General features: G+C 37.8%; 17 protein-coding genes and 1 other annotated feature. Of the genes, 2 read left to right on the top strand and 15 right to left on the bottom strand.

Going from position 1 to position 22,092, the window contains the following annotated elements; genetic code table 11:
- Positions 1-120: 120 nt before the first annotated feature.
- The 10 genes from DN394_RS00855 to hemA all read right to left on the bottom strand — a co-directional run bounded on the left by DN394_RS00855 (position 121) and on the right by hemA (position 12,961).
- The gene (locus DN394_RS00855; protein ID WP_097916647.1) at positions 121-1,422 is read right to left on the bottom strand and encodes a bifunctional folylpolyglutamate synthase/dihydrofolate synthase; all 1,302 of its coding nucleotides are present in this window, start codon (positions 1,420-1,422) and stop codon (positions 121-123) included.
- 92 nt (positions 1,423-1,514) lie between these two features.
- On the bottom strand, positions 1,515-4,160 hold the full coding sequence (locus DN394_RS00850) for a valine--tRNA ligase (RefSeq protein ID WP_149293541.1): 2,646 nt from the start codon (positions 4,158-4,160) through the stop codon (positions 1,515-1,517).
- 37 nt (positions 4,161-4,197) lie between these two features.
- Positions 4,198-4,430 (bottom strand) — a binding site (T-box leader).
- A 171-nt stretch (positions 4,431-4,601) separates the two neighbouring features.
- Positions 4,602-5,627 (bottom strand): spore coat protein YsxE, encoded by a 1,026-nt coding sequence (gene ysxE, locus DN394_RS00845; RefSeq protein ID WP_048541358.1) that lies wholly within the window; start codon positions 5,625-5,627, stop codon positions 4,602-4,604.
- Between the two features lie 62 nt (positions 5,628-5,689).
- Positions 5,690-6,667 (bottom strand): stage VI sporulation protein D, encoded by a 978-nt coding sequence (gene spoVID, locus DN394_RS00840; protein ID WP_000179734.1) that lies wholly within the window; start codon positions 6,665-6,667, stop codon positions 5,690-5,692.
- Between the two features lie 109 nt (positions 6,668-6,776).
- Positions 6,777-8,066, bottom strand: a complete 1,290-nt coding sequence (gene hemL, locus DN394_RS00835; protein ID WP_048541355.1) for a glutamate-1-semialdehyde 2,1-aminomutase — start codon at positions 8,064-8,066, stop codon at positions 6,777-6,779.
- The gene (hemB, locus tag DN394_RS00830; RefSeq protein ID WP_097916643.1) at positions 8,066-9,055 is read right to left on the bottom strand and encodes a porphobilinogen synthase; all 990 of its coding nucleotides are present in this window, start codon (positions 9,053-9,055) and stop codon (positions 8,066-8,068) included. The genes hemL and hemB overlap by 1 nt, the downstream gene beginning before the upstream one ends.
- Positions 9,056-9,075: 20 nt before the next feature.
- A complete protein-coding gene (gene hemD, locus DN394_RS00825; RefSeq protein WP_088082339.1) occupies positions 9,076-9,828 on the bottom strand; it encodes a uroporphyrinogen-III synthase in 753 nt (250 codons plus the stop codon).
- Positions 9,829-9,830: 2 nt separating this feature from the next.
- On the bottom strand, positions 9,831-10,760 hold the full coding sequence (gene hemC / locus DN394_RS00820; RefSeq protein ID WP_097916641.1) for a hydroxymethylbilane synthase: 930 nt from the start codon (positions 10,758-10,760) through the stop codon (positions 9,831-9,833).
- A 15-nt stretch (positions 10,761-10,775) separates the two neighbouring features.
- Positions 10,776-11,609: a cytochrome c biogenesis protein gene (locus DN394_RS00815; RefSeq protein WP_000008998.1), complete on the bottom strand. Its 834-nt coding sequence runs from the start codon at positions 11,607-11,609 to the stop codon at positions 10,776-10,778.
- A gap of 17 nt (positions 11,610-11,626) precedes the next feature.
- Positions 11,627-12,961 (bottom strand): glutamyl-tRNA reductase, encoded by a 1,335-nt coding sequence (gene hemA, locus DN394_RS00810; protein ID WP_000547847.1) that lies wholly within the window; start codon positions 12,959-12,961, stop codon positions 11,627-11,629.
- Between the two features lie 415 nt (positions 12,962-13,376).
- On the opposite strand from hemA, the gene DN394_RS00805 reads away from it, so the two are divergent.
- Positions 13,377-13,829, top strand: coding sequence for a MarR family winged helix-turn-helix transcriptional regulator (locus tag DN394_RS00805; RefSeq protein WP_000138543.1), 453 nt, complete (start codon positions 13,377-13,379; stop codon positions 13,827-13,829).
- Positions 13,830-13,831: 2 nt separating this feature from the next.
- Positions 13,832-14,248 (top strand): organic hydroperoxide resistance protein, encoded by a 417-nt coding sequence (locus tag DN394_RS00800; protein WP_046956275.1) that lies wholly within the window; start codon positions 13,832-13,834, stop codon positions 14,246-14,248.
- A 35-nt stretch (positions 14,249-14,283) separates the two neighbouring features.
- Here the strand turns inward: DN394_RS00800 and ysxC are convergent, their stop codons facing one another.
- The 5 genes from ysxC to tig form a co-directional block, all read right to left on the bottom strand.
- A complete protein-coding gene (gene ysxC, locus DN394_RS00795; RefSeq protein ID WP_000869124.1) occupies positions 14,284-14,880 on the bottom strand; it encodes a ribosome biogenesis GTP-binding protein YsxC in 597 nt (198 codons plus the stop codon).
- Positions 14,877-17,207 (bottom strand): endopeptidase La, encoded by a 2,331-nt coding sequence (lon, locus tag DN394_RS00790; protein WP_000097312.1) that lies wholly within the window; start codon positions 17,205-17,207, stop codon positions 14,877-14,879. Before lon ends, ysxC begins: the two co-directional genes overlap by 4 nt.
- Positions 17,208-17,390: 183 nt before the next feature.
- Positions 17,391-19,061 (bottom strand): ATP-dependent protease LonB, encoded by a 1,671-nt coding sequence (lonB, locus tag DN394_RS00785; protein ID WP_141550953.1) that lies wholly within the window; start codon positions 19,059-19,061, stop codon positions 17,391-17,393.
- 106 nt (positions 19,062-19,167) lie between these two features.
- Positions 19,168-20,427 carry an ATP-dependent protease ATP-binding subunit ClpX gene (gene clpX / locus DN394_RS00780; RefSeq protein ID WP_000472285.1) on the bottom strand — a complete coding sequence of 420 codons (1,260 nt, stop codon included), beginning with the start codon at positions 20,425-20,427 and terminating at the stop codon, positions 19,168-19,170.
- Positions 20,428-20,691: 264 nt separating this feature from the next.
- Positions 20,692-21,969, bottom strand: coding sequence for a trigger factor (gene tig / locus DN394_RS00775; RefSeq protein ID WP_000729261.1), 1,278 nt, complete (start codon positions 21,967-21,969; stop codon positions 20,692-20,694).
- Positions 21,970-22,092: the final 123 nt, after the last annotated feature.

Genomic DNA, 22,092 nt, shown 5'->3' with positions numbered 1-22,092 from the left:
CATTTCACAAAAAAACGAGATATTTGTCAGAGGAATTCGCCAAATAATCCTATATATTTATCTTATATGTATGCATTTGACTTCATTTGTAGAACAAAAAAACTAGATAGCAAAGACTATCTAGTTTTTCTCACAAATATATTTTCGAACTTCCGAAATGAAATAAAGAGAACCTGTTATGATAAAAACATCATTTTCTCCAATCATTTCAACCTTCGTATCAATTGCCTCTTTCCAATTTTCAAAAACTAGTTTTGACTCTTTCTTTGAATACGATGCAAGCTTGTCAGCAGAAATAGCACGATCAAAGGCGAATGTTGTAAAAATAATTTCATCGGCAATGGTTTCTAATTGATCTACCATATTATGCAATTGTTTATCACCTAGGGCAGTAAATAAAACTATTACATTTTTATTTTTGTAATGTGATTCTACTGTTTTCACAAGACTTTCGATACCTTCTGGGTTATGGGCACCATCTATAATAATATCTGGATTGCTTTGCAGTTTTTCAAATCGCCCAATCCAATACGCTTCCTGTAATCCAGTTCTTATTTCTTCTTCCTCAATTAAAAATGATAAGTATGTTTTGACATACATGACTGCCATAAGTGCAAGTGCTGCGTTTCCTACTTGGTGAACACCTTTCATTGAGATTCGCACATCTTCAAAGGTGGCGAAAGGACAAATGAAATCGAACTGTTCTCCATCTTCGCCAGACTGTTTATGTAACACTGTAAAATGCTTGCCCATCTCGTATAAGTTTGCATGATTTTCCTTTGCAACTTTTTGAATGACTTGCAATGCTTCCTCATCTCGTACACCAGTAATAACTGGAACACCAGACTTAATAATCCCCGCCTTTTCATATGCAATTTCTCCTAGTGTATTCCCTAAAATATGCATATGATCGTGGCCGATATTTGTAATAATCGTGAGAACAGGATGAATAACATTCGTAGAATCAAAACGCCCTCCAAGCCCTGTTTCAAATAAAACAACATCACAGAAATTAACTTTACCGAAATAACAAATTGCCATAACAGTAATAATTTCAAACTCAGTCGCTTCCCCTAAATCCGTCTCATCTAGTTTTTCAACGACTGGCTTTACCATCTTTACAAGTTCAGTAATCTCTTCATCTGTAATTGGTGTCCCGTTCACACTAATACGTTCGTTAAATGTTTCAATATAAGGAGAGGTAAATGTTCCTACCTTATATTTTGCATCTTCTAACATGTAGCGCATATATGTTAACGTTGAACCTTTTCCATTTGTACCAGCAAGATGAACACATTTTATGTGACGCTCTGGATTTCCGAGCTCTTCTAGCATCCATCTCATTCTTTCTAATCCTGGTTTAATACCAAACTTCAATCGGCTATGAATCCACCCTATCGCTTCTTCGTATGTATGTATCACGTATGCTTTCCCCTTTCAAAAGACAACCTTCATACTCCTATTATACGCAAAGAAAAGAGACTCACCAATATAGTGAGCCTCTAAAAAACATTTTACTTTTCAAGATCTGCTAGACGTTGGCGAACTGCTTCACGTTTTTCTAGGTAGTCTTGCTCTTTCGCACGCTCTCCGTCAATAACTGCTGCAGGAGCTTTCGCTACGAAACCTTGATTTGAAAGTTTCTTCTGTACACGTTCTACTTCTTTGTCGAACTTCTCAAATTCTTTCTCAAGACGTGCTCTCTCTTCATCAAGATTGATAAGATCAGCTAACGGTAAGAATAACTCTGCACCTGATACGATTGCAGTCATTGCTTTTTCTGGTGCTTGTAAATCCGTTTGAATTATTAATTCGCTTGGGTTACAGAAACGCTCAATGTAAGAGCTGTTTTTTGTAAGTTGAGCAAGTACAGCCTCATCTTTTGCTTTAATTTGCATTTGAACTTTTTTGCTCATTGGCGTATTAACTTCTGCACGGATGTTACGAACAGAGCGAATGATATCAACTAGAAGGTGCATTTCTGCCGCAGCTTCTGTATCTTGTAAATCTTCGCGAACTGTTGGCCATGCTGCTACTGTAATAGATTCGCCTTCATGCGGTAAATGTTGCCAAATCTTCTCTGTTACGAATGGCATGAATGGGTGTAATAGACGCATTGTTTGGTCTAATACGTAAGCTAAAATAGAACGAGTTGTTTTCTTAGCTGCTTCATCTTCACCATATAGTGGCAGTTTCGCCATTTCAATGTACCAGTCACAGAAATCGTCCCAAATGAAGTTGTATAATGAACGACCAGCTTCACCGAACTCATATTTATCCATGTTACGCGTTACGCTTTCGATTGTTTCGTTTAAGCGAGTTAAAATCCACTTATCCGCAACTGATTTTTCCCCAGTTAAATCGATTTCTTCATACTTCATATCATCCATGTTCATTAATACGAAACGTGATGCGTTCCAAATTTTATTAATGAAGTTCCAAGTAGACTCTACTTTTTCCATACTGAAACGTAAATCTTGACCTGGTGCGCTTCCTGTTGATAAGAAATAGCGCATTGCATCTGCACCGTACTTCTCGATAACATCCATTGGATCAATACCGTTACCAAGAGATTTACTCATTTTACGTCCTTGCTCATCACGCACTAAACCGTGAATTAATACATCTTTAAATGGACGCTCGCCTGTAAACTCTAAACCTTGGAAAATCATACGAGATACCCAGAAGAAGATGATGTCATAACCCGTTACTAGTGCATCTGTTGAATAGTAACGTTTGAAGTCTACTGAATCTTCATCCGGCCAGCCAAGTGTTGAGAACGGCCATAACGCTGAACTGAACCATGTATCCAGTACGTCGTTATCTTGATTCCAGTTTTCAATATCTGCTGGCTCTTCTGTACCTACGTATACTTCACCAGTTTCTTTATGATACCAAGCTGGAATGCGGTGTCCCCACCATAATTGACGAGAAATACACCAGTCGTGAATGTTTTCCATCCAGCGTAAATATGTGTTTTCGAAACGCTCTGGTACGAACGTTACTTTCTCTTCTTCTTTTTGTTGAAGCTCTACTGCCTTCTCAGCAAGTGGAGCCATTTTTACGAACCATTGTGTTGATAAGTAAGGCTCAACAACTGCACCACTACGCTCACTATGACCTACTGAATGCATATGAGGCTCAATTTCTACTAATACGCCCGCTTCTTGTAAGTCCTTCACTAACGCTTTACGGCATTCGAAACGATCCATACCGTTATACTTACCAGCTTTTTCGTTCATTGATCCGTCTTCGTTCATTACTAAGATACGTGGTAAGTCATGACGGTTACCTACTTCAAAGTCATTCGGGTCATGAGCTGGTGTAATTTTTACAACGCCTGTTCCGAAATCTTTTTCTACGTACTCATCAGCAATAATCGGAATCTCACGGCCTACGATTGGAAGTGTAACTGTTTTCCCGATTAAATGTTTGTAACGATCGTCTTCTGGATGAACTGCTACTGCTGTATCACCAAGCATCGTTTCTGGACGAGTAGTCGCAAGACGAATATGACCAGTGCCATCTGTTAATGGATAGTTCATATGGTAGAATGCACCTTGAACTTCTTTATGAATTACTTCAATATCAGAAAGAGCTGTGCGTGTTGCTGGGTCCCAGTTGATAATATATTCACCGCGGTAAATTAAGCCTTTTTCGTATAATTGAACGAATACTTTATTAACCGCATCAGATAAACCTTCATCTAATGTGAAACGTTCGCGAGAATAGTCTAGTCCTAAACCAACTTTCCCCCATTGTTGACGAATGTGAGACGCGTATTCCTCTTTCCATTCCCAAGCTTTTTCAAGGAATTTCTCACGGCCAAGATCGTAACGTGAAATACCTTCTTTACGAAGTTTTCCTTCTACTTTCGCTTGTGTTGCGATACCCGCATGGTCCATTCCTGGAAGCCATAATACATCGTAACCTTGCATACGCTTCGTACGAGTTAAAATATCTTGAAGAGTTGTATCCCAAGCATGACCTAAGTGTAACTTACCAGTTACGTTCGGAGGTGGAATTACAATTGTGTATGGTTGTTTCTTCTCATCTCCTGTTGCTTCGAAATATTTGCCTTCAAGCCACCATTGATAAAGGCCTTCTTCAACGGACATATGATCATATTTAGTTGGTAAATTCTTTTCCGTATTTGACATTATTTTCCCTCCTTAAAATAAAAAATGCCCCTCATCCAAAAAGGACGAGGGACATCGCGGTACCACCTTTATTTACAAACAAATTCAGGAATTTGCTTATACTCTTAATTTGATAACGGACAAATCCGTCTTTTCCTAATAAGAACTATTCCGTTCAGAAAAGATGCTCCAGGGCTACCTTCTAACATAACTATCTAGAGAATCTCCCAGCTAATGATTCTCCTCTCTGAAGACGTTTCTTGTTATACTCTTCCCCTTCAAGGCATTTATATGATTGTTAATTATTATATACAATAGTGTAAAAAACGAAACCCTATTCGTCAAGATAAATTTAATACTACGGCTTTTTGGGCAAAAAAAGAAGATAAGTAGCATCCTCTACTTATCTTCTTTATCCCGCTATTTGCGGGCAGTAAGACCCCCACTGATTAAAGTTTCACTTTATCCGTTCCCTTGCTGGGCAGCTTGTAATTGCGAAAGGAAATATTCTATATTGCTAACGAGCCAATGCGATTGTTGTAAGCTCTTTACTCCGAGAAGTTCATTTTCCTTATTGCGACTCCCTCTTCTTTTCTTATAAGACTGGATTTGCCGAATAAATTGCGATGGATACGTCATATACGCAAACATGAGTAGTTGCTCTTCTTTCGTAAAAGGGAAATTTTTTTGGTACATTTGATACCATTCAAACCGATCACTTCGCGCAATTGGATACGTATTTAAAGACCGAGAATAAAACCCTACTATATCTTGCACCGGTGTGGCAAACTTCGATTTTTCTAAACTAATAAAATAGCCATTCCGTTCATAATCAAATAAGAAATGATTAAGCGATACGTTACCATGTACAAAAGTAATACGTGTTTTTTCTTTTTCTTTCATCGCATCGTTCCACTCAGTTAATTGCTTCATTGCAAACTCACGCGCCCTCATTACATGATGATAGTACGTACAATATTGCAATTCAAACGGAGACATATACCACTTCGCTTCAGATTCTACGAGAAACTCTTCTAACATCTCACCATCATTCTCCCAGCGATCGGATATATTTGTATAATGTTTTTCTAAATCTTCTTCTGTATACGTTTCTTCTTTCACCGTTTTTTGATGTAACGTCCCCAGAGTTTGAAACATTTTATGGTATTGATCATTATCCTCCCCATTGCCTTCCGCACGTTCTAACCAAGGCATTAAATAATAATTATACGTCCCGTCACTTAAAATATAATTTCCATCCGTCGCATGGTATATAGGTACATAATTTGAAAAACCGTTCTCCTTCAAATATTGAATATGGTGCAAAAAGTTATTCCGCTCTAACTTCCCGTCTTCTATTTTCTTGAGCGCATACGGACCTTGATTCGTGTAAATTTTCGTTACACTTCCGTGCTCTTCCATATGCTGTGTATCCAATCTATATTGCCTTACAATGGGTTCATAGCGATTTCGTAATTCAATATCCATACGAATAACCCTTTCTATTCAAAACATAGCCTTTAGGAAAATAAGCGAGTGAAAACACTCACTTATTTCGCTTTTGCCCTTGAAACAGGAATATAAATAATTTGTCCCGCAGTTAAATATATATCTTCTGTTTGATTGACACGATATAAGTTTTGTACAGACGTTTCATAACGGTCTGCAACAGATTCGATTGTATCCCCTTCTTGCACGAAATACATTCTTAACTTTGTAAATTCTTCTTCCGGTTCTTTCGTAAATATTTTCGTTAAATAAAGTGCATTTTCATCTCGCTGTGAATACGTTTCTTCTTCTTGCTCTTCTTGTTTTTTCGCTTTTTCTTTCTTGAAATCTTTTCTTCCGAACAATTCAAATTGTGGCGTTGATTCTTTCTCCTCTTCACGCTCCACAAATTCATGTTCTTCTATTTCCTCTTCCTCTACTTCCTGCTCTTTTCTTTGCTCTAGTTGAAACGGTTCAAATGCGTAATCTTCCCACTCATCTGATTCCTTATAGACTGGTTCTTCTACGTGCATGGCAGGTCTATTTTCATCTTCTTGTGCGGAATCAGCCTCTAACTCAGCATACGCTGTTTCTTCCTCTTCATCCTCGATTCTTTCTTCATCACATAAACCAGTGATAGATATATCCGCTAATAATTGTAAGCAACCATTTTCCTTTAATTCATAATCAAATTCCTCAATAGATACATATAGTTCTTCAATTACTTTCACACGGTTTCTCGGAATTGATATTTCAAGTGGAAAGGAATGAACAAGTTCATTAACCCCATCTTCCCTTGTTTCTACATAATCAATCGACTTCGCTGGCGATAAATCTCTTAATGAATAAGCCGAATCATCTTGCCGCGCAACATACTCTCCCGTTAAATCTAATTGCCCTCTCACGATAACTTCATGATCAAGCTCTTCTATCTCAACGTCTGGATCTAACGAAATTGACAAAAGTTCTTCGACTTCCTGTCCTTTTTGGAACCAAACAGATTCTTTTAATGAAAAACGTAATGAATGATCTGTTGCCACTTCTTTTCCCCCTCCCAAACTATATGTCATTACAGATTTATGTATGGAAAGCTGACTTTATGAATAAAAAAAATCGCTCCCCTTATGGAGAGCGATTTTCTTTCAAAAATTAAGCTTTTAATTTTGACATTGCAATTTCAGCTGCTGCAATCGTCGCTTCAATATCTGCATCACTATGTGCTGTCGATAAGAATAGACCTTCGAATTGAGATGGTGGCAAGAATACACCTTGTTCTACCATTTCACGATAGTAAGCCGCAAAGAATTCTAAGTTTGAAGATTTTGCTGCATCGTAATTAATAACTTGTTCATCTGTAAAGAAGATACCAATCATAGAACCCGCACGGTTAATATGATGCGGAATGCCATGTTTTTCAGCCGCTTTACGTAAGCCAGCTTCTAACATTTCAGCTTTACGCTCAAATTCTACATATGATTCTGGCGTTAACTGTACTAACGTTTCATAACCTGCTGCCATTGCAAGTGGGTTACCTGATAAAGTACCCGCTTGGTAAATCGGTCCGCTCGGTGCAACTTGGCGCATAATTTCTGCTTTACCACCGTATGCTCCTACTGGTAAGCCACCACCGATTACTTTACCTAAACAAGTTAAATCAGGTGTTACACCGTAATAACCTTGTCCGCAATTATAAGCAACTCGGAATCCTGTCATGACTTCATCAAAAATAAGCAATGCACCATTTTGCTCTGTTACTTCACGAAGACCTTCTAAAAATCCTGGTTGCGGAGGAACAACACCCATATTTCCTGCTACTGGTTCTACAATTATACAAGCAATATCATCACCAAATTGTTCGAAAGCGTATTTCACACTTTCTAAATCGTTATACGCTACGGTAATCGTATTTTTCGCTACACCTTCTGGTACACCTGGGCTATCTGGTAAACCTAGCGTCGCCACACCAGAACCCGCTTTAATTAATAACGAATCACCATGACCGTGGTAACAACCGATGAATTTCAAAATTTTATTACGTCCTGTATAACCACGAGCTAAACGTAGCGCACTCATTGTCGCTTCTGTTCCAGAGTTAACCATACGTACAATCTCAATTGATGGTACGCGCTCAATAACAAGTTTCGCTAATTTATTCTCAATTTCCGTTGGGGCACCGAAGCTTGTTCCTCTTTCAGCAACAGATTTTAAAGCTTCAACAACACGATCATTCGCATGACCATGAATTAAAGGACCCCATGATAATACGTAATCGATGTATTCATTTCCATCGATATCATATACTTTAGAGCCTTTTCCGCGCTCCATAAACAACGGATTCATACCAACAGACTTAAAAGCACGAACAGGGCTATTTACGCCACCAGGCATTAAATCTTGCGCCTCTTCAAACGCCGCAATCGACTTATCAAACTTTTTCATTATTTAGCGCCTCCTTCTTGTAACCATCTTGCTGCATCTTTTGCATGATACGTAATAATTAAATCTGCTCCTGCACGTTTCATGCTCATTAATTTTTCAAGTACAACTTCTTTTTCATTAATCCAACCATTTTGCGCTGCTGCTTTAATCATCGAATATTCACCACTTACGTTATAAGCAACGACTGGTAAATTAAAGTTATTTTTCACATCACGAATGATATCTAAGTAAGAAAGAGCTGGCTTTACAATTAAGAAATCTGCCCCTTCCATTACATCTGATTCTGCTTCACGGAATGCTTCCATACGGTTCGCTGGATCCATTTGATATGTTTTACGATCACCAAATTGCGGAGCACCGTGCGCCGCATCACGGAATGGTCCGTAAAATGCTGATGAATATTTCACAGCGTACGACATTACTGGTACGTGTCCAAAACCATTTTCATCTAATGCATGGCGAATTGCTGTTACGAATCCGTCCATCATGTTTGATGGCGCAATAATGTCCGCTCCTGCTTTCGCTTGGCTTACAGCTGTTTTCGCAAGAACTGCAAGAGACTCGTCATTTAAAATAATACCATCTTCAATTACACCGCAATGACCATGGCTTGTGAATTGACATAAACATGTATCTGCAACTACTACTAGCTCAGGGAATTCACCTTTAATTTGCTTAATTGCACGTTGCACAATTCCATGATCACAATATGCTGATGATCCAACTTCATCTTTTTCAGCAGGTAAACCAAATACAATAACAGAACGAATACCTAAATCAACAACCTCTTGCATCTCAGCTTGCAATAAATCTAAAGATATTTGATATACGCCTGGCATAGAAGGCACTTCATTACGAACATTTTCTCCTTCTAATACAAAAATAGGGTAAATAAAATCTTCCGTATGTAAAAACGTTTCACGCACAAGCGCACGCATATTACCACTTTGTCTTAAGCGACGATGACGATTAAATTGTAAAGAGTTCATAGATTTCTATCCCCATTCTTTTATTTTATAGATTCACAAATGCATTGTAGTAATGCTTCTACAGTGTACTCTTTCGGCATAATAACATGCGGAAAATAAAGGCTCGCCTCTTTTTCCGTAATAGGCCCTATACAAGCAATTGTACATTTTTTTGTCCATTCTCTCCAGTTTGTACCCTCAAGTAAACGAACAAAACTAGTAACAGTTGAAGGGCTCGTAAATGTAATAATGTCTACTTTCCCTACTTCTAACGCTACTATAAGCTCTTGCCTTTTCTCTACATTCTCTTCCGTACCATATACGATTAGCTCCTCTAGAGAAACACCAATTTCGCGAAGTGCAACTGGAATTACATCTCTTGCTAAATTCCCTTTCGGAAATAAAATGCACTCGTTTCCACTTAGTCTTTTTACAAACTCTTCTGCAAATACTTCTGCAACAAATGAAGTTGGAACGAAGTCCACTTGATAGCCCCGCTTTTCTAACTCTAACCTTGTTTTCACGCCTACTGCAGCAATTTTAGTCTTTGCGGGTAGCTTCTTTCTCAAACTATCTAGAAAAAAAGCTACCCCATTTTTACTCGTGAAAATAACCCAGTCATACGAATGCAGCTGCCCTGCTATATGTTGAATTTGCCTATGAGACATACCTTCCATACGCAAAAGCGGAATTTCCAATGGAATTCCGCTCTTTTCTTTCACCGCTACACTCATTTGTTTCGCTTGATGCTGGGCACGTGTAATTAATACCGTTTTGCCAGCGAGAGCGTTCATATTTATTGTTGCCCCTTATTTGCAGCAAGAATGAGTTCTTTTGCGCCTTGTTTAATTAAACGGTCCGCAGCCTCTAATCCTACTTCCTCTGGATTAGTTCCTGCTACTGTCTCTTTCAATAAAATAGAACCGTCCATAGAACCGACAAGAGCTGTTAATTCGATTGCATCATTTTCTGTAAGAGTTGCATATCCAGCGATCGGAACTTGGCAGCCACCTTCAAGTTTATGAAGAAATACTCGTTCTGCCGCCACTGTTCTTTCTGTTACTGCATCATTCATATGCGCTAACAACTGTAGTAAATCCTTATCATCCTCACGGCATTCAATCGCTAATGCACCTTGTCCTACAGCAGGTACACATAACGTCTCATCTAAATGTTCTGTAATAACTTCATTATCCCAGCCCATTCTTTGTAATCCAGCTGTTGCTAAAATGATTGCATCGTAATCTTCTTCTTGTAATTTACGTAAACGTGTATCGATATTTCCTCGAATCCACTTCACTTGTAAATCTGGTCTCGCAGCTAATAATTGTGCACTGCGTCTTAAACTACTCGTACCTAAAATAGCGCCTTCTGCTAACTCTTTAAACGATGCTCCGCTTTTTGAGATAAAAGCATCACGAGGGTCAACACGCTTCGGTGTACAACCAATCATTAATCCTTCTGGAAGTACGGCCGGCATATCTTTCATACTATGTACAGCCATATCAATTTCTTTCGTAAGTAACGCATGTTCAATCTCTTTAACAAACAAGCCTTTTCCGCCTACTTTTGAAAGAGTAACATCTAAAATAACATCACCTTTTGTGACGATTTCTTTCACTTCAAATTCATATGGTAAACCTAGTGCTTTTAACTGATCAATAAACCAGTTTGTTTGCGTTAATGCTAATTTACTCTTTCGTGACCCTACAATAATTTTGCGCATAATTCTCTCTCCTCATTATAAATACCAAAAGTGGAAGTTGGATAAACTGCTTAATAGAAAAATATTGATTAGCATTACGAGAAATGCTCCGATGTTCCACTGCACGATTTTCTTCCCTTGCAACACATCTGCCACTCGTAAATATAGGCCAGCACAATATACAAATAGAACGACAAAAGACCCGATCACTTTCGTATCATACCAATGGAAATTGTCCAATTTCGTATATCCCCATATGCATCCTAATAAAATAGCTAATAAGAAAAATGGAACAGAAAATAAATTTAATCCGTAAGACATCGATTCTAGCTTCGGCAAATTCCCTAACCTTCTTAATCTCGCATTCCATTTTTTCTTTTTTAATAGGCGATATTGCAATAAATACATAATAGAAAAAATGAACGATACAGTGAAAGTTGCATAAGAAATAATAGCCATACCGACATGTACATATACAAGTTCTGAAACTAATTGCTCTGCCAGTACCGGCGACATCTTTCCGAGCGGTGTAAAAATAGAAAAAGCGCTTACGCCAAATGCGACAACATTTGTAAAAAAGACTAGAAAGTCAATTCTCATAAATCGATTAATGACTAACGACATCGTAATCAATAGCCAAACATAAAAATAAATCCCTGATAATAAAGTTAATATAGGGTTCGTTTCTGAATCTGTAGCCCTAAGTAACATAAAGATAGACTGCAGAACCCATACAATCGAAAGTAACCAAAAAGCAAATCGGTTCGCCTTTCGGTTACTTTGGAAATAATCTATAAAATATAAACTAATGCTACAAGCATATAAAATAATTGCAATATGATAAATAATACTGTTATTTAAAAAACTCATCCGATCATCCTTCCAAATTATAAAGATGGAACGGATGGTGTCCACGCTCTTTTATGTTCTACTTCTTCCGCACAACTCTCTACATCTTCCATTTCTAAGTCGAAAATCTTTGCAAATAACGCTAATTTTTCGTCTGCTCCCTCTTCAGCAGCTATTTCTTTCGCTACTAAAATTGGGTCTTTTAATAATTGATTAATAATACTTTTCGTATGCTTACTAATTACTTTTCTCTCACGATCACTAAGATTCGGTATTTTTCGTTCCAAGCTTTCCATCGTTTCACTTTGAATAGCAAGTGCCTTATCACGAAGAGCTGCTATTAACGGAACAACACCAAGTGTACTTAACCACGTTTTAAATAAAACAATTTCCTCTTCAATCATAAATTGAATTTTCTCTGCTTCTTTCAAACGCTCAGCACGGTTTGCTTCCACTACTCCTTGCAAATCATCAATGTCATATAAGAAAGAACCTTCTAGTTCATCAATCGCTGGATCAATATCACGTGGCACTGCAATATCCACCATAAATAACGGACGACCAGAGCGCATTTTCTCTACCTTTGTCATCATCTCTTTCGTGATGACATATTCAGATGCACCAGTTGAACTAATTAAAATATCTGCTTCTAATAATGCACATTGCAATTCACTTAAAGGCTTTGCATGTCCCATATATTTCTCAGCCATTACTTCCGCTTTCGTAAAAGTCCTATTCATGACTGTTACTTTTCGAGCACCGCTTCCATATAAGTTTTGCAGTGCCAGTTCACCCATCTTACCAGCACCAAGAATAAGCACATGACAATCTGTTAACTCACCAAATATTTTCTTTCCGAGCTCAACAGCAGCATAGCTGACAGACATCGCACTTTCACCAATCGTCGTTTCTGAGTGCGCACGTTTCGCTAACGTAACCACCTGCTTAAACAACTCATTAAAAATTGTGCCTGTCGCTTTTACTTGTTGCGCTTCTAAAAAGCTATCTTTTATTTGGCCTAAAATCTGTGTTTCTCCAACTACCATAGAATCTAAACCGCACGTCACGCGGAATAAATGATCTATTGCACCGTCTTGTTCAAAAATAGTTAAATATGGTGCGACTTCTTCTATTTCAAGCTGAAACCAATCAGCTAAAAACTTCTTAATATAATACCGTCCCGTGTGTAATTGATCGACAACAGCATAAATCTCAGTGCGATTACAAGTTGATACAATGACATTCTCTAACACGCTCTTTTGATTTTGTAATGTAGTCATTGCTTGCTCTAGCTCTGCTGCCTGAAATGTGAGTTTCTCACGAAATTCTACAGGGGCTGTTCGATAATTTACACTAACAACAAGAATATGCACGCAGCATGTCCCCCTTCACCCGTTTTATCACTTTATCTACTATCATAATACAACTTTCCTCTTATGAATCTGACAATCGTGTGAACAACCGATTATTTTTTATTTATTCTCCGTATGTAATAAAGGAGATTCAGTAAAACTAATAAAGACTTTCTACTTTATAATGATTATAAATTAATAACTCTATTTGTACGTTACCAAAAAAAGCACTCATAATCAAGTGATGGAAACTATTCCATATGAATTATAACATCATCTTTCCTATCTTCTTTCATCATGCAGGAAAATATGTATGATTGTTCCAAATCGTAGCACAAACTTTCTCAATACAATGTATTTGACATTGTATTTCTTTTTCGTTATATTGATTTTACAAAATTAAATTGTGCACAACTCAATTAGAAGGGAGTTATGTATGACAGAGAATTCTTTACATCTAGATAACCAACTTTGTTTTTCTATTTACGCCTGTTCTAAAGAAGTTACCCGCTTTTATCGACCATATTTAGAAGAGATGGGTATTACGTATCCTCAGTACATTACTTTACTCGTACTATGGGAGCAAGATGGACTAACAGTAAAAGAAATTGGAGAACGTCTATTTTTAGATTCCGGTACGTTAACACCTATGTTAAAACGAATGGAATCATTAAAACTTGTAAAACGCGTTCGTTCCAAAGAAGATGAGCGCAAAGTTTGTATTAAATTAACAGAACAAGGTAAAGATTTAAAAGAAAAGGCTTGTTCATTGCCGACAACAATGGCAACAAATTTAGGAATTACAGAACAAGAATATCGTTCTTTATTAATTCAATTAAATAAACTAATTGAAACAATGAAAACAATTAATGATAGAAAAGGGGAATAAACATGGATAAATTATATACTGCTTCAGTAACTGCTACAGGTGGAAGAAACGGAAAAGTAATTTCAGATGATGGCATATTAAATCTTGATGTAAAAATGCCGAAAGCACTAGGTGGTGCAGGCGGAGAGGCAACGAATCCAGAACAACTATTTGCTGCTGGTTATGCCGCTTGTTTTGATAGTGCATTACAGCTTGTCATTCGTACAAAACGTGTGAAAGTAGAAAGTACAGAAGTAACTGCTCACGTTTCTATCGGAAAAGATACAGATGGTGGTTTCGGCCTATCTGCTGTACTTGATGTACATGTTGCTGGCGTCTCTCATGACGAAGCACAAGAACTTGTAGAAGCCGCTCACGGTGTATGTCCTTATTCGAAAGCAACAAGAGGTAATATTGAGGTTATATTAAACGTACGATAAAAAATTTAGTAAATAAAAAAAACGCGCGACATTCGTCACGCGTTTTTTGTTTTTGTCATTCTATGAATTGCCTTCCACGCTTCTTCTTTTCCAAGTCCTGTTTCAGAAGAGAATAGAACGATTTCATCGCCAATTTCAACAGCAAGCGTTTCTTTTACAACTTTTAAATGCTTTTGCCATTTCCCTTTCGGAATTTTATCGGCTTTCGTCGCAATGATAATTGTTGGGATTTCATAATGCTTTAAGAAATCATACATCATCACGTCATCATTTGTTGGTTGGTGACGTAAATCAACTACTAATACAGCTGCGTCTAATTGCTCACGTGTTGTAAAGTAAGTCTCAATCATCTTGCCCCATGCTGCGCGCTCTGTTTTAGATACTTTCGCATAGCCATAACCTGGAACGTCAACAAAATGCATCATCTCATTGATTAAGAAAAAGTTCAACGTTTGCGTTTTTCCTGGTTTAGAAGAAATACGTACTAACTTTTTACGATTTAAAATTTTATTAATAAAGGAAGACTTCCCGACATTTGAACGACCTGCTAATGCAATTTCTGGTAAATCACTGTCTGGATATTGTTCTGGTTTAACAGCACTAATTACAATATCTGCTTTTGTTACTTTCATTGTTTCACTCCTACTAATGCGTGCTCCAATACTTCATCTAAATGAGATGCAAGCACAAACGTAAGGTTTTCTTTTACGCTTTCTGGAATATCATCTAAATCTTTCTCGTTTTCTGCCGGCAAAATAATTTTTGTTAAGCCTGCGCGGTGAGCACTTAATGTTTTTTCTTTTAAACCACCAATTGGTAATACACGACCACGAAGTGTAATTTCACCTGTCATCCCCACTTCTTTACTTACAGGAATACCTGTTAGTGCAGAAATAAGTGCCGTTGCCATCGTAATACCTGCTGACGGTCCATCTTTTGGAACTGCTCCTTCTGGAACATGAATATGAATATCATTTTTCTCATGGAAATTCGGATCAATCTGAAGCTCTTCTGCACGAGAACGAATATAGCTAAACGCTGCTTGTGCGGATTCTTTCATAACATCCCCAAGTTTCCCTGTTAAAATTAATTTCCCTTTACCTGGCGCTACAGACACTTCAATCGCAAGTGTATCACCGCCTGCTGCTGTATACGCTAATCCTGTTGCCATACCAACTTGGTCTGTTTTTTCAGCTTGCCCATAACGGAATATGTGCTTACCAAGTAAATCAACAATGTTTTTCTCTGTTACTACAATACGCTTGCGTTCTGCTGTAACGATAATTTTCGCTGCTTTACGACAAACTTTTGCGATTTGACGCTCTAGCGTACGAACACCGGCCTCACGTGTATAATAACGAATAATTTCAAGAAGTGCTTCATCACGTACTTGTAAATTACCTTTTCGTAAGCCATGCTCTTTTAATTGTTTCGGCAATAAATGTTCACGGGCAATGTGAACTTTTTCAAGTTCTGTATAGCCAGCAATCGAAATAATTTCCATACGGTCAAGCAACGGACCTGGAACACTTGAAAGTGTATTCGCAGTTGCTACAAACATAACTTTCGATAGATCATACGGTTCTTCAATGTAATGATCACTGAAGTTATGGTTTTGTTCTGGGTCTAACACTTCAAGTAATGCTGCTGATGGATCTCCACGGAAGTCGTTAGACATTTTATCAATCTCATCTAATAAAAAGACTGGATTAACTGTTTTCGCCTTTTTCATACCTTGAATAATGCGTCCTGGCATCGCTCCAACATACGTACGACGGTGACCACGGATTTCAGATTCATCACGTACACCACCAAGGGATACACGGACAAAATTACGATTTAATGATGTTGCAATCGAACGCGCTAACGATGTTTTCCCGACCCCAGGAGGTCCTACTAAGCAAAGGATAGGTCCTTTTAATGAATTCGTTAACTTCTGCACAGCTAAATATTCAAGTACGCGCTCTTTCACTTTCTCAAGCCCGTAATGATCTTTGTTCAAAATTTCTTCAGAATGAGCAAGATCAATCATATCTTCTGTCGCTTCTGTCCACGGAAGTGCTAATAACCAATCCATATAATTACGAATAACACCGCTCTCCGCAGAACTTGCTGGTAACTTTTCATAACGGTCTAATTCTTTCAGTGCAGCCTTCATTGTTTCTTCAGGCATTCCTGATTGTTCAATTTTCTCACGAAGCTCTTCAACTTCCCCGCCCTTACCTTCTTTATCACCAAGTTCAGTTTGAATCGCCTTCATTTGCTCACGTAAGAAATACTCTTTTTGCGTGCGCTCCATTGAACGTTTCACTTTTTGTCCAATTTTCTTTTCTAAACTAAGTAACTCTTGTTCATCTTGAATAATTGAAATAAGTGTATGTAATCGTTCCTTCACAGATACAATCTCTAAGATTTCTTGTTTCTGCTTCGTTTTAATCGGCAAGTGAGAAGCAATTAAATCAGCTAATCTTCCTGGCTCTTCTACATCAGCTACCGTTGCAAATGTTTCATTTGAAACTTTTTTCGAAACTTTAATATATTGTTCGAAATGCTCCAGTAATGTACGCATAAGAGCTTTCTCTTCTAGATCATCTTCCACTTCTTCAGTTACCGTTTTGATAGAAACCTGCACTACATTCTCTTCTTCGATAAACTCTACTACTTCAGCTCTATGTAAACCCTCTACAAGGACACGAAGCGTACCGTTCGGCAATTTTAACATTTGCTTCACTTTCGCCACTGTACCTACACTATATATGTCATCTTCTTTCGGATCATCGATATTCATTTCTTTTTGCATCGCTAAAAAGATGATATTTTCATCCATTGCCGCCTGCTCTAGTGCTTGTATCGATTTATCACGTCCTACATCAAGATGCAGAACCATCGTTGGATATACGAGAACGCCTCTTAATGGTAGGAGGGGTACGATTCTTTCATTCGTATTCATACTAGACATAGCACCTCCATAATAAATTAAACTCCTGTTCAACTATTTTATATTACAATACATCTAGATGCAATTGCAGAGATTTTCCGCAATTGTAAATCCCTCGTTTTTTCTCCCTTTTAAAAGGAAAAAAGACTCCGCTTAAGCATACAAACTTAAACGAAGTCTGGCAAATTTTATTATCGTTCATTCTCACATTGATTGTGCATCTGTTTCGTCTACAGTAGTATGTATATCAAGGTCTCGATGCATATTTTCCTGCATAAATGTTAGCTCAAATACTTCTTTTAACTTACGAACAGGAATGATTTCAATTCCTTTTATTGTATACAAAAACGGTTGCATGTTTTCAGCAGGAATGATGACTTTCTTAGCACCTGCTTTTTTCGCGGCTTTTATTTTTGCGTACACACCACCAATAGGTTTCACTTCCCCGTGTATACTTATCTCACCGGTCATCGCTACTTCATTACTCACATACGTACGATGCACTGCTGAATATACACCTGTTGCCATAGCAATACCTGCCGAAGGCCCATCAATTGGGATACCACCTGGAAAATTAATATGTATATCGTACCCTTCTGGCAACACATCTAGAGAACGAAGTACTGTTAATACATTATCTACAGAACCTTTCGCCATACTTTTACGGCGAATGGATTTCGTTTGACTACCAATACTTTCCTCTTCCACAATCCCGGTAACATTTACCGACCCTTTATCTTTCGCCTTGATTGCTGTTACTTCAATTTCTAATAACGCGCCTGTATTTGGTCCGTATACAGCAAGTCCATTTACAAGACCGATTCTCGGAATAGGATAAATACGTTTTTCATATTTCGGTGTAAGTTGACTAGAGTGAACAACCCACTCTATATCTTCATCTTTAATGAAAGCACGTTCTTCATTTATTGCCATACCAGCAGAAATTTGTACAAGGTTAATCGCTTCTCGTCCATTTCTTGCATACATCCCTATCATTTCAATACCATTTTCACCCATTTGCATTTCCACTTTATCAGCTGCATTCTTCGCTACTTTTTGAATCTCTTCTGTATCTAACTCACGGAAAAACACTTCTAAACAGCGTGACCGAATAGCAGGAGGAATCTCCTCTGGCGAACGTGTCGTCGCCCCAACTAAGCGAAAATCGGCTGGCAAACCTTTTTGAAAAATATCATGTATATACGTTGGAATCATCGAATTTTCTTCACTATAGTACGCACTTTCCAAAAATACTTTCCGATCTTCTAACACCTTTAACATTTTGTTCATTTGAATTGGATGTAATTCGCCAATCTCATCAATGAACAAAATACCACCATGCGCATCTGTTACAGCCCCTTTTTTCGGCTGTGGGATACCAGCTTGCCCCATTGCACCTGCCCCTTGATAAATCGGATCATGGACTGAACCAATTAATGGGTCTGCAATACCACGTTCATCAAATCTTGCTGTCGTCGCATCAAGTTCGATAAATGTTGCATTCGTACGAAATGGAGATTTCGGATTGCGTTTCGCTTCTTCCAATACAAGACGTGCTGCCGCTGTCTTCCCGATACCTGGCGGACCATATATAATTACATGTTGCGGATTCGGACCACAAAGAGCCGCTTTTAACGACTTAATCCCGTCCTCTTGCCCTACAATATCTAAAAAGGATGTAGGGCGTACCTTTTCCGCAAGCGGCTCTGTTAAAGAAATCTCACGCATTTTACGAAGCTGTTCTAATTCTTTTTTCGATTCTCGATCAATTGAAACTTTTTGTGTTCGCTGATTTCGAAGTAAATGCCAAAAATACAATCCGACAATTACACCAAAAACAAGTTGAACAAGTAAAAATATATTTGTCCAGCTCATAATTTATTTCCTCCCGCAATGTTTTATCATTTAGTATTTCCGCGGAGGAACATAGCTAAACATAAAGAAAAACAGCAATTATAAAAATTGCTGTTTCTTCTTCGCACTATGCAGATGTTTTTGTATCAAGTACAGTACCGTCTTGTAATACCAATTTCGGCGGTTCATTATCAGCTACTGTTTCTTTCGTCAGAATACACTTCTCGATATCTTTGCGAGATGGAAGTTCGAACATTACATCAAGCATTAAGCCTTCAATAATAGAACGAAGTCCACGAGCACCTGTTTTACGTTCAATTGCTTTTTTCGCAATCTCAACTAGTGCACCTTCTTCAAACTCTAACTCAACATCGTCAAGCTCCAATAATTTTTGGAATTGCTTAACAAGTGCATTTTTCGGTTTCGTTAAAATATCTACAAGAGCATCTTCATCAAGCGGCTCTAGGTTCGCAATAACTGGAAGACGACCGATAAACTCCGGAATTAAACCGAATCTTAAAAGATCCTCTGGTAAAACGTGAGATAAAACATGCTTCTCATTTACATCAGCATTTTTCTTCTCAGCACCAAATCCAATTACTTTCTCACCAAGGCGACGTTTAATAATTGGCTCAATGCCATCAAACGCTCCACCACAAATGAATAGGATGTTCGTTGTATCAATTTGAATGAACTCTTGATGCGGATGCTTACGACCACCTTGAGGTGGAACGCTCGCTACAGTACCTTCTAAAATTTTCAGAAGTGCCTGCTGTACACCTTCACCAGATACATCACGTGTAATTGATGGATTTTCGGACTTACGTGCCACTTTATCAATCTCATCAATATAAATGATTCCTTTTTCCGCTTTCTCTACATCATAATCAGCTGCTTGGATTAATTTTAGTAAGATGTTTTCTACATCTTCCCCTACATAACCAGCTTCTGTTAAAGATGTTGCGTCCGCGATTGCAAATGGAACATTTAAAATACGCGCTAATGTTTGTGCCAATAATGTTTTACCACTACCAGTTGGCCCAATAAGTGAAATATTACTCTTCGCTAATTCTACATCATCAATTTTACTGTTAGAATTAATGCGTTTGTAATGGTTATATACCGCTACCGCTAGTGCTTTTTTCGCGTTATCTTGTCCGATGACATACTCATCTAAGATTTCACGAATTTCTACCGGTTTCGGTACATCTTTGAATTCTACTTCTTCGTCCTTCGCAAGCTCCTCTTGTACAATTTCAGTACAAAGTTCGATACACTCGTCACAAATGTAAACACCTGGACCTGCAACTAACTTTCGAACTTGCGTTTGTGTTTTACCACAGAAAGAACATTTTAATTGACCTTTTTCATCATTAAATTTAAACATATTTTCACACCCCTTACAAAGTGCTAACCTCTTGCCTTCGTATGTACACGATAAATGTATCGTATGTAAATACATATTATGTCACTACGTGGCGAGAAATACAAATAATATGACTAGTTATGTACAAATAAAAAAATTTTAAAACTTTTGAAATATGTATATTCGACTTGTAAAGGAAGTTTTCCTTCTTCATCGAAAAGTTTTATAAATATATTTCTATATTTATAAAACAAGGCACGATTAAAATCGCGCCTTGTTATTTTATTATGCAGCGTTGTCTACTAAGAAGTCTACAGCTTTACGCACTTTAAGATCTTCAGATAAAGCGTCTACGCTTCCAAGAGCTTGCTTGATAGCGTCTACTGGCATACCGTACATTTCAGCCATTTTTTCAACTTCTGCAGTTACTTCTTCTTCAGTAACTTCGATGTTTTCAGCTTCAATGATAGCTTCAAGAACAAGATTGATTCTTACGCGTTTTTGAGCGTCTTCTTTCATTTGCTCTTTTAACTTGTCAGCGTCAGTACCTGTGAATTGGTAGTAAAGCTCAAGGTTCATACCTTGTTGGCTTAAACGTTGCTCGAATTCACGAACCATACGATCTAACTCAGTGTCGATCATAGCTTCTGGAATCTCGATTTCAGCGTTAGCAGCAGCTAATTCTACTACTTCGTCACGTACTTTGTGCTCAGCTTCGTGCTTTTTGCCTTCTTCTAAGTTTGTGCGAAGTTTTGTTTTTAATTCATCAAGAGTTGCAACTTCTTCGTCAGCTTCTTTAGCGAACTCGTCGTTTAACTCAGGAAGTTCTTTTGTTTTGATTTCGTGAATTGTTACTTTGAATGTAGCTGGTTTACCAGCTAATTCAGCAGCGTGGTACTCTTCTGGGAATGATACTTCAACTTCTTTAGAATCACCAGATTTAAGACCAATTACTTGCTCTTCGAAACCAGGGATGAAAGTACCAGAACCGATTGCAAGAGAATAGTTTTCGCCTTTTCCGCCTTCAAATGCTTCGCCATCAACGAAACCTTCGAAGTCGATTACAGCTGTATCACCGTTTTCAACAGTTCCTTCTTCTTTAACAACTAGTTCAGCTTGACGCTCTTGTAAAGATTTTAATTCGTTCTCTACATCTTCGTCAGTTACAGTTGTTTCAACTTTTTCTACTGCTAAACCTTTGTACTCACCTAATTTAACTTCAGGTTTCACTGTAACTTTTGCAGTGAAGATAAGGTTAGCATTTTTTTCGAACTTCTCGATGTTGATTTCAGGATGATCAACTGGGAAGATACCAGCTTCATCGATCGCTTCACCGTATGCTTTTGGTAAGATGATATCTAAAGCATCTTGGTATAAAGATTCGATACCAAAGCGTTGTTCGAATAACGGACGAGGCATTTTCCCTTTACGGAAACCTGGTACGTTAATTGTTTGTACTACTTTTTTGAACGCAGCGTCGATAGAGTTGTTTACTTCTTTAGCATCAACTTCGATTGTTAAAACGCCTACGTTACCTTCTAATTTTTCCCATTTTGCAGCCATTTATTCTTTCCCTCCAACTATAATAATGTATGCACATACCTCTATAGATTAAAATCTTCATTATCTCTTTTTTGAAATAACAAAAGTACAAATAATCCTCTAGCAAAAGCTTTCAGATATAAA

The organism is Bacillus sp. BB081 (genome assembly GCF_008368895.1).
Lineage (GTDB): Bacteria > Bacillota > Bacilli > Bacillales > Bacillaceae_G > Bacillus_A > Bacillus_A wiedmannii.
The sequence above is the reverse complement of the archived record's forward strand: the minus strand, read 5'-3'. Positions and strand labels throughout refer to the sequence as shown.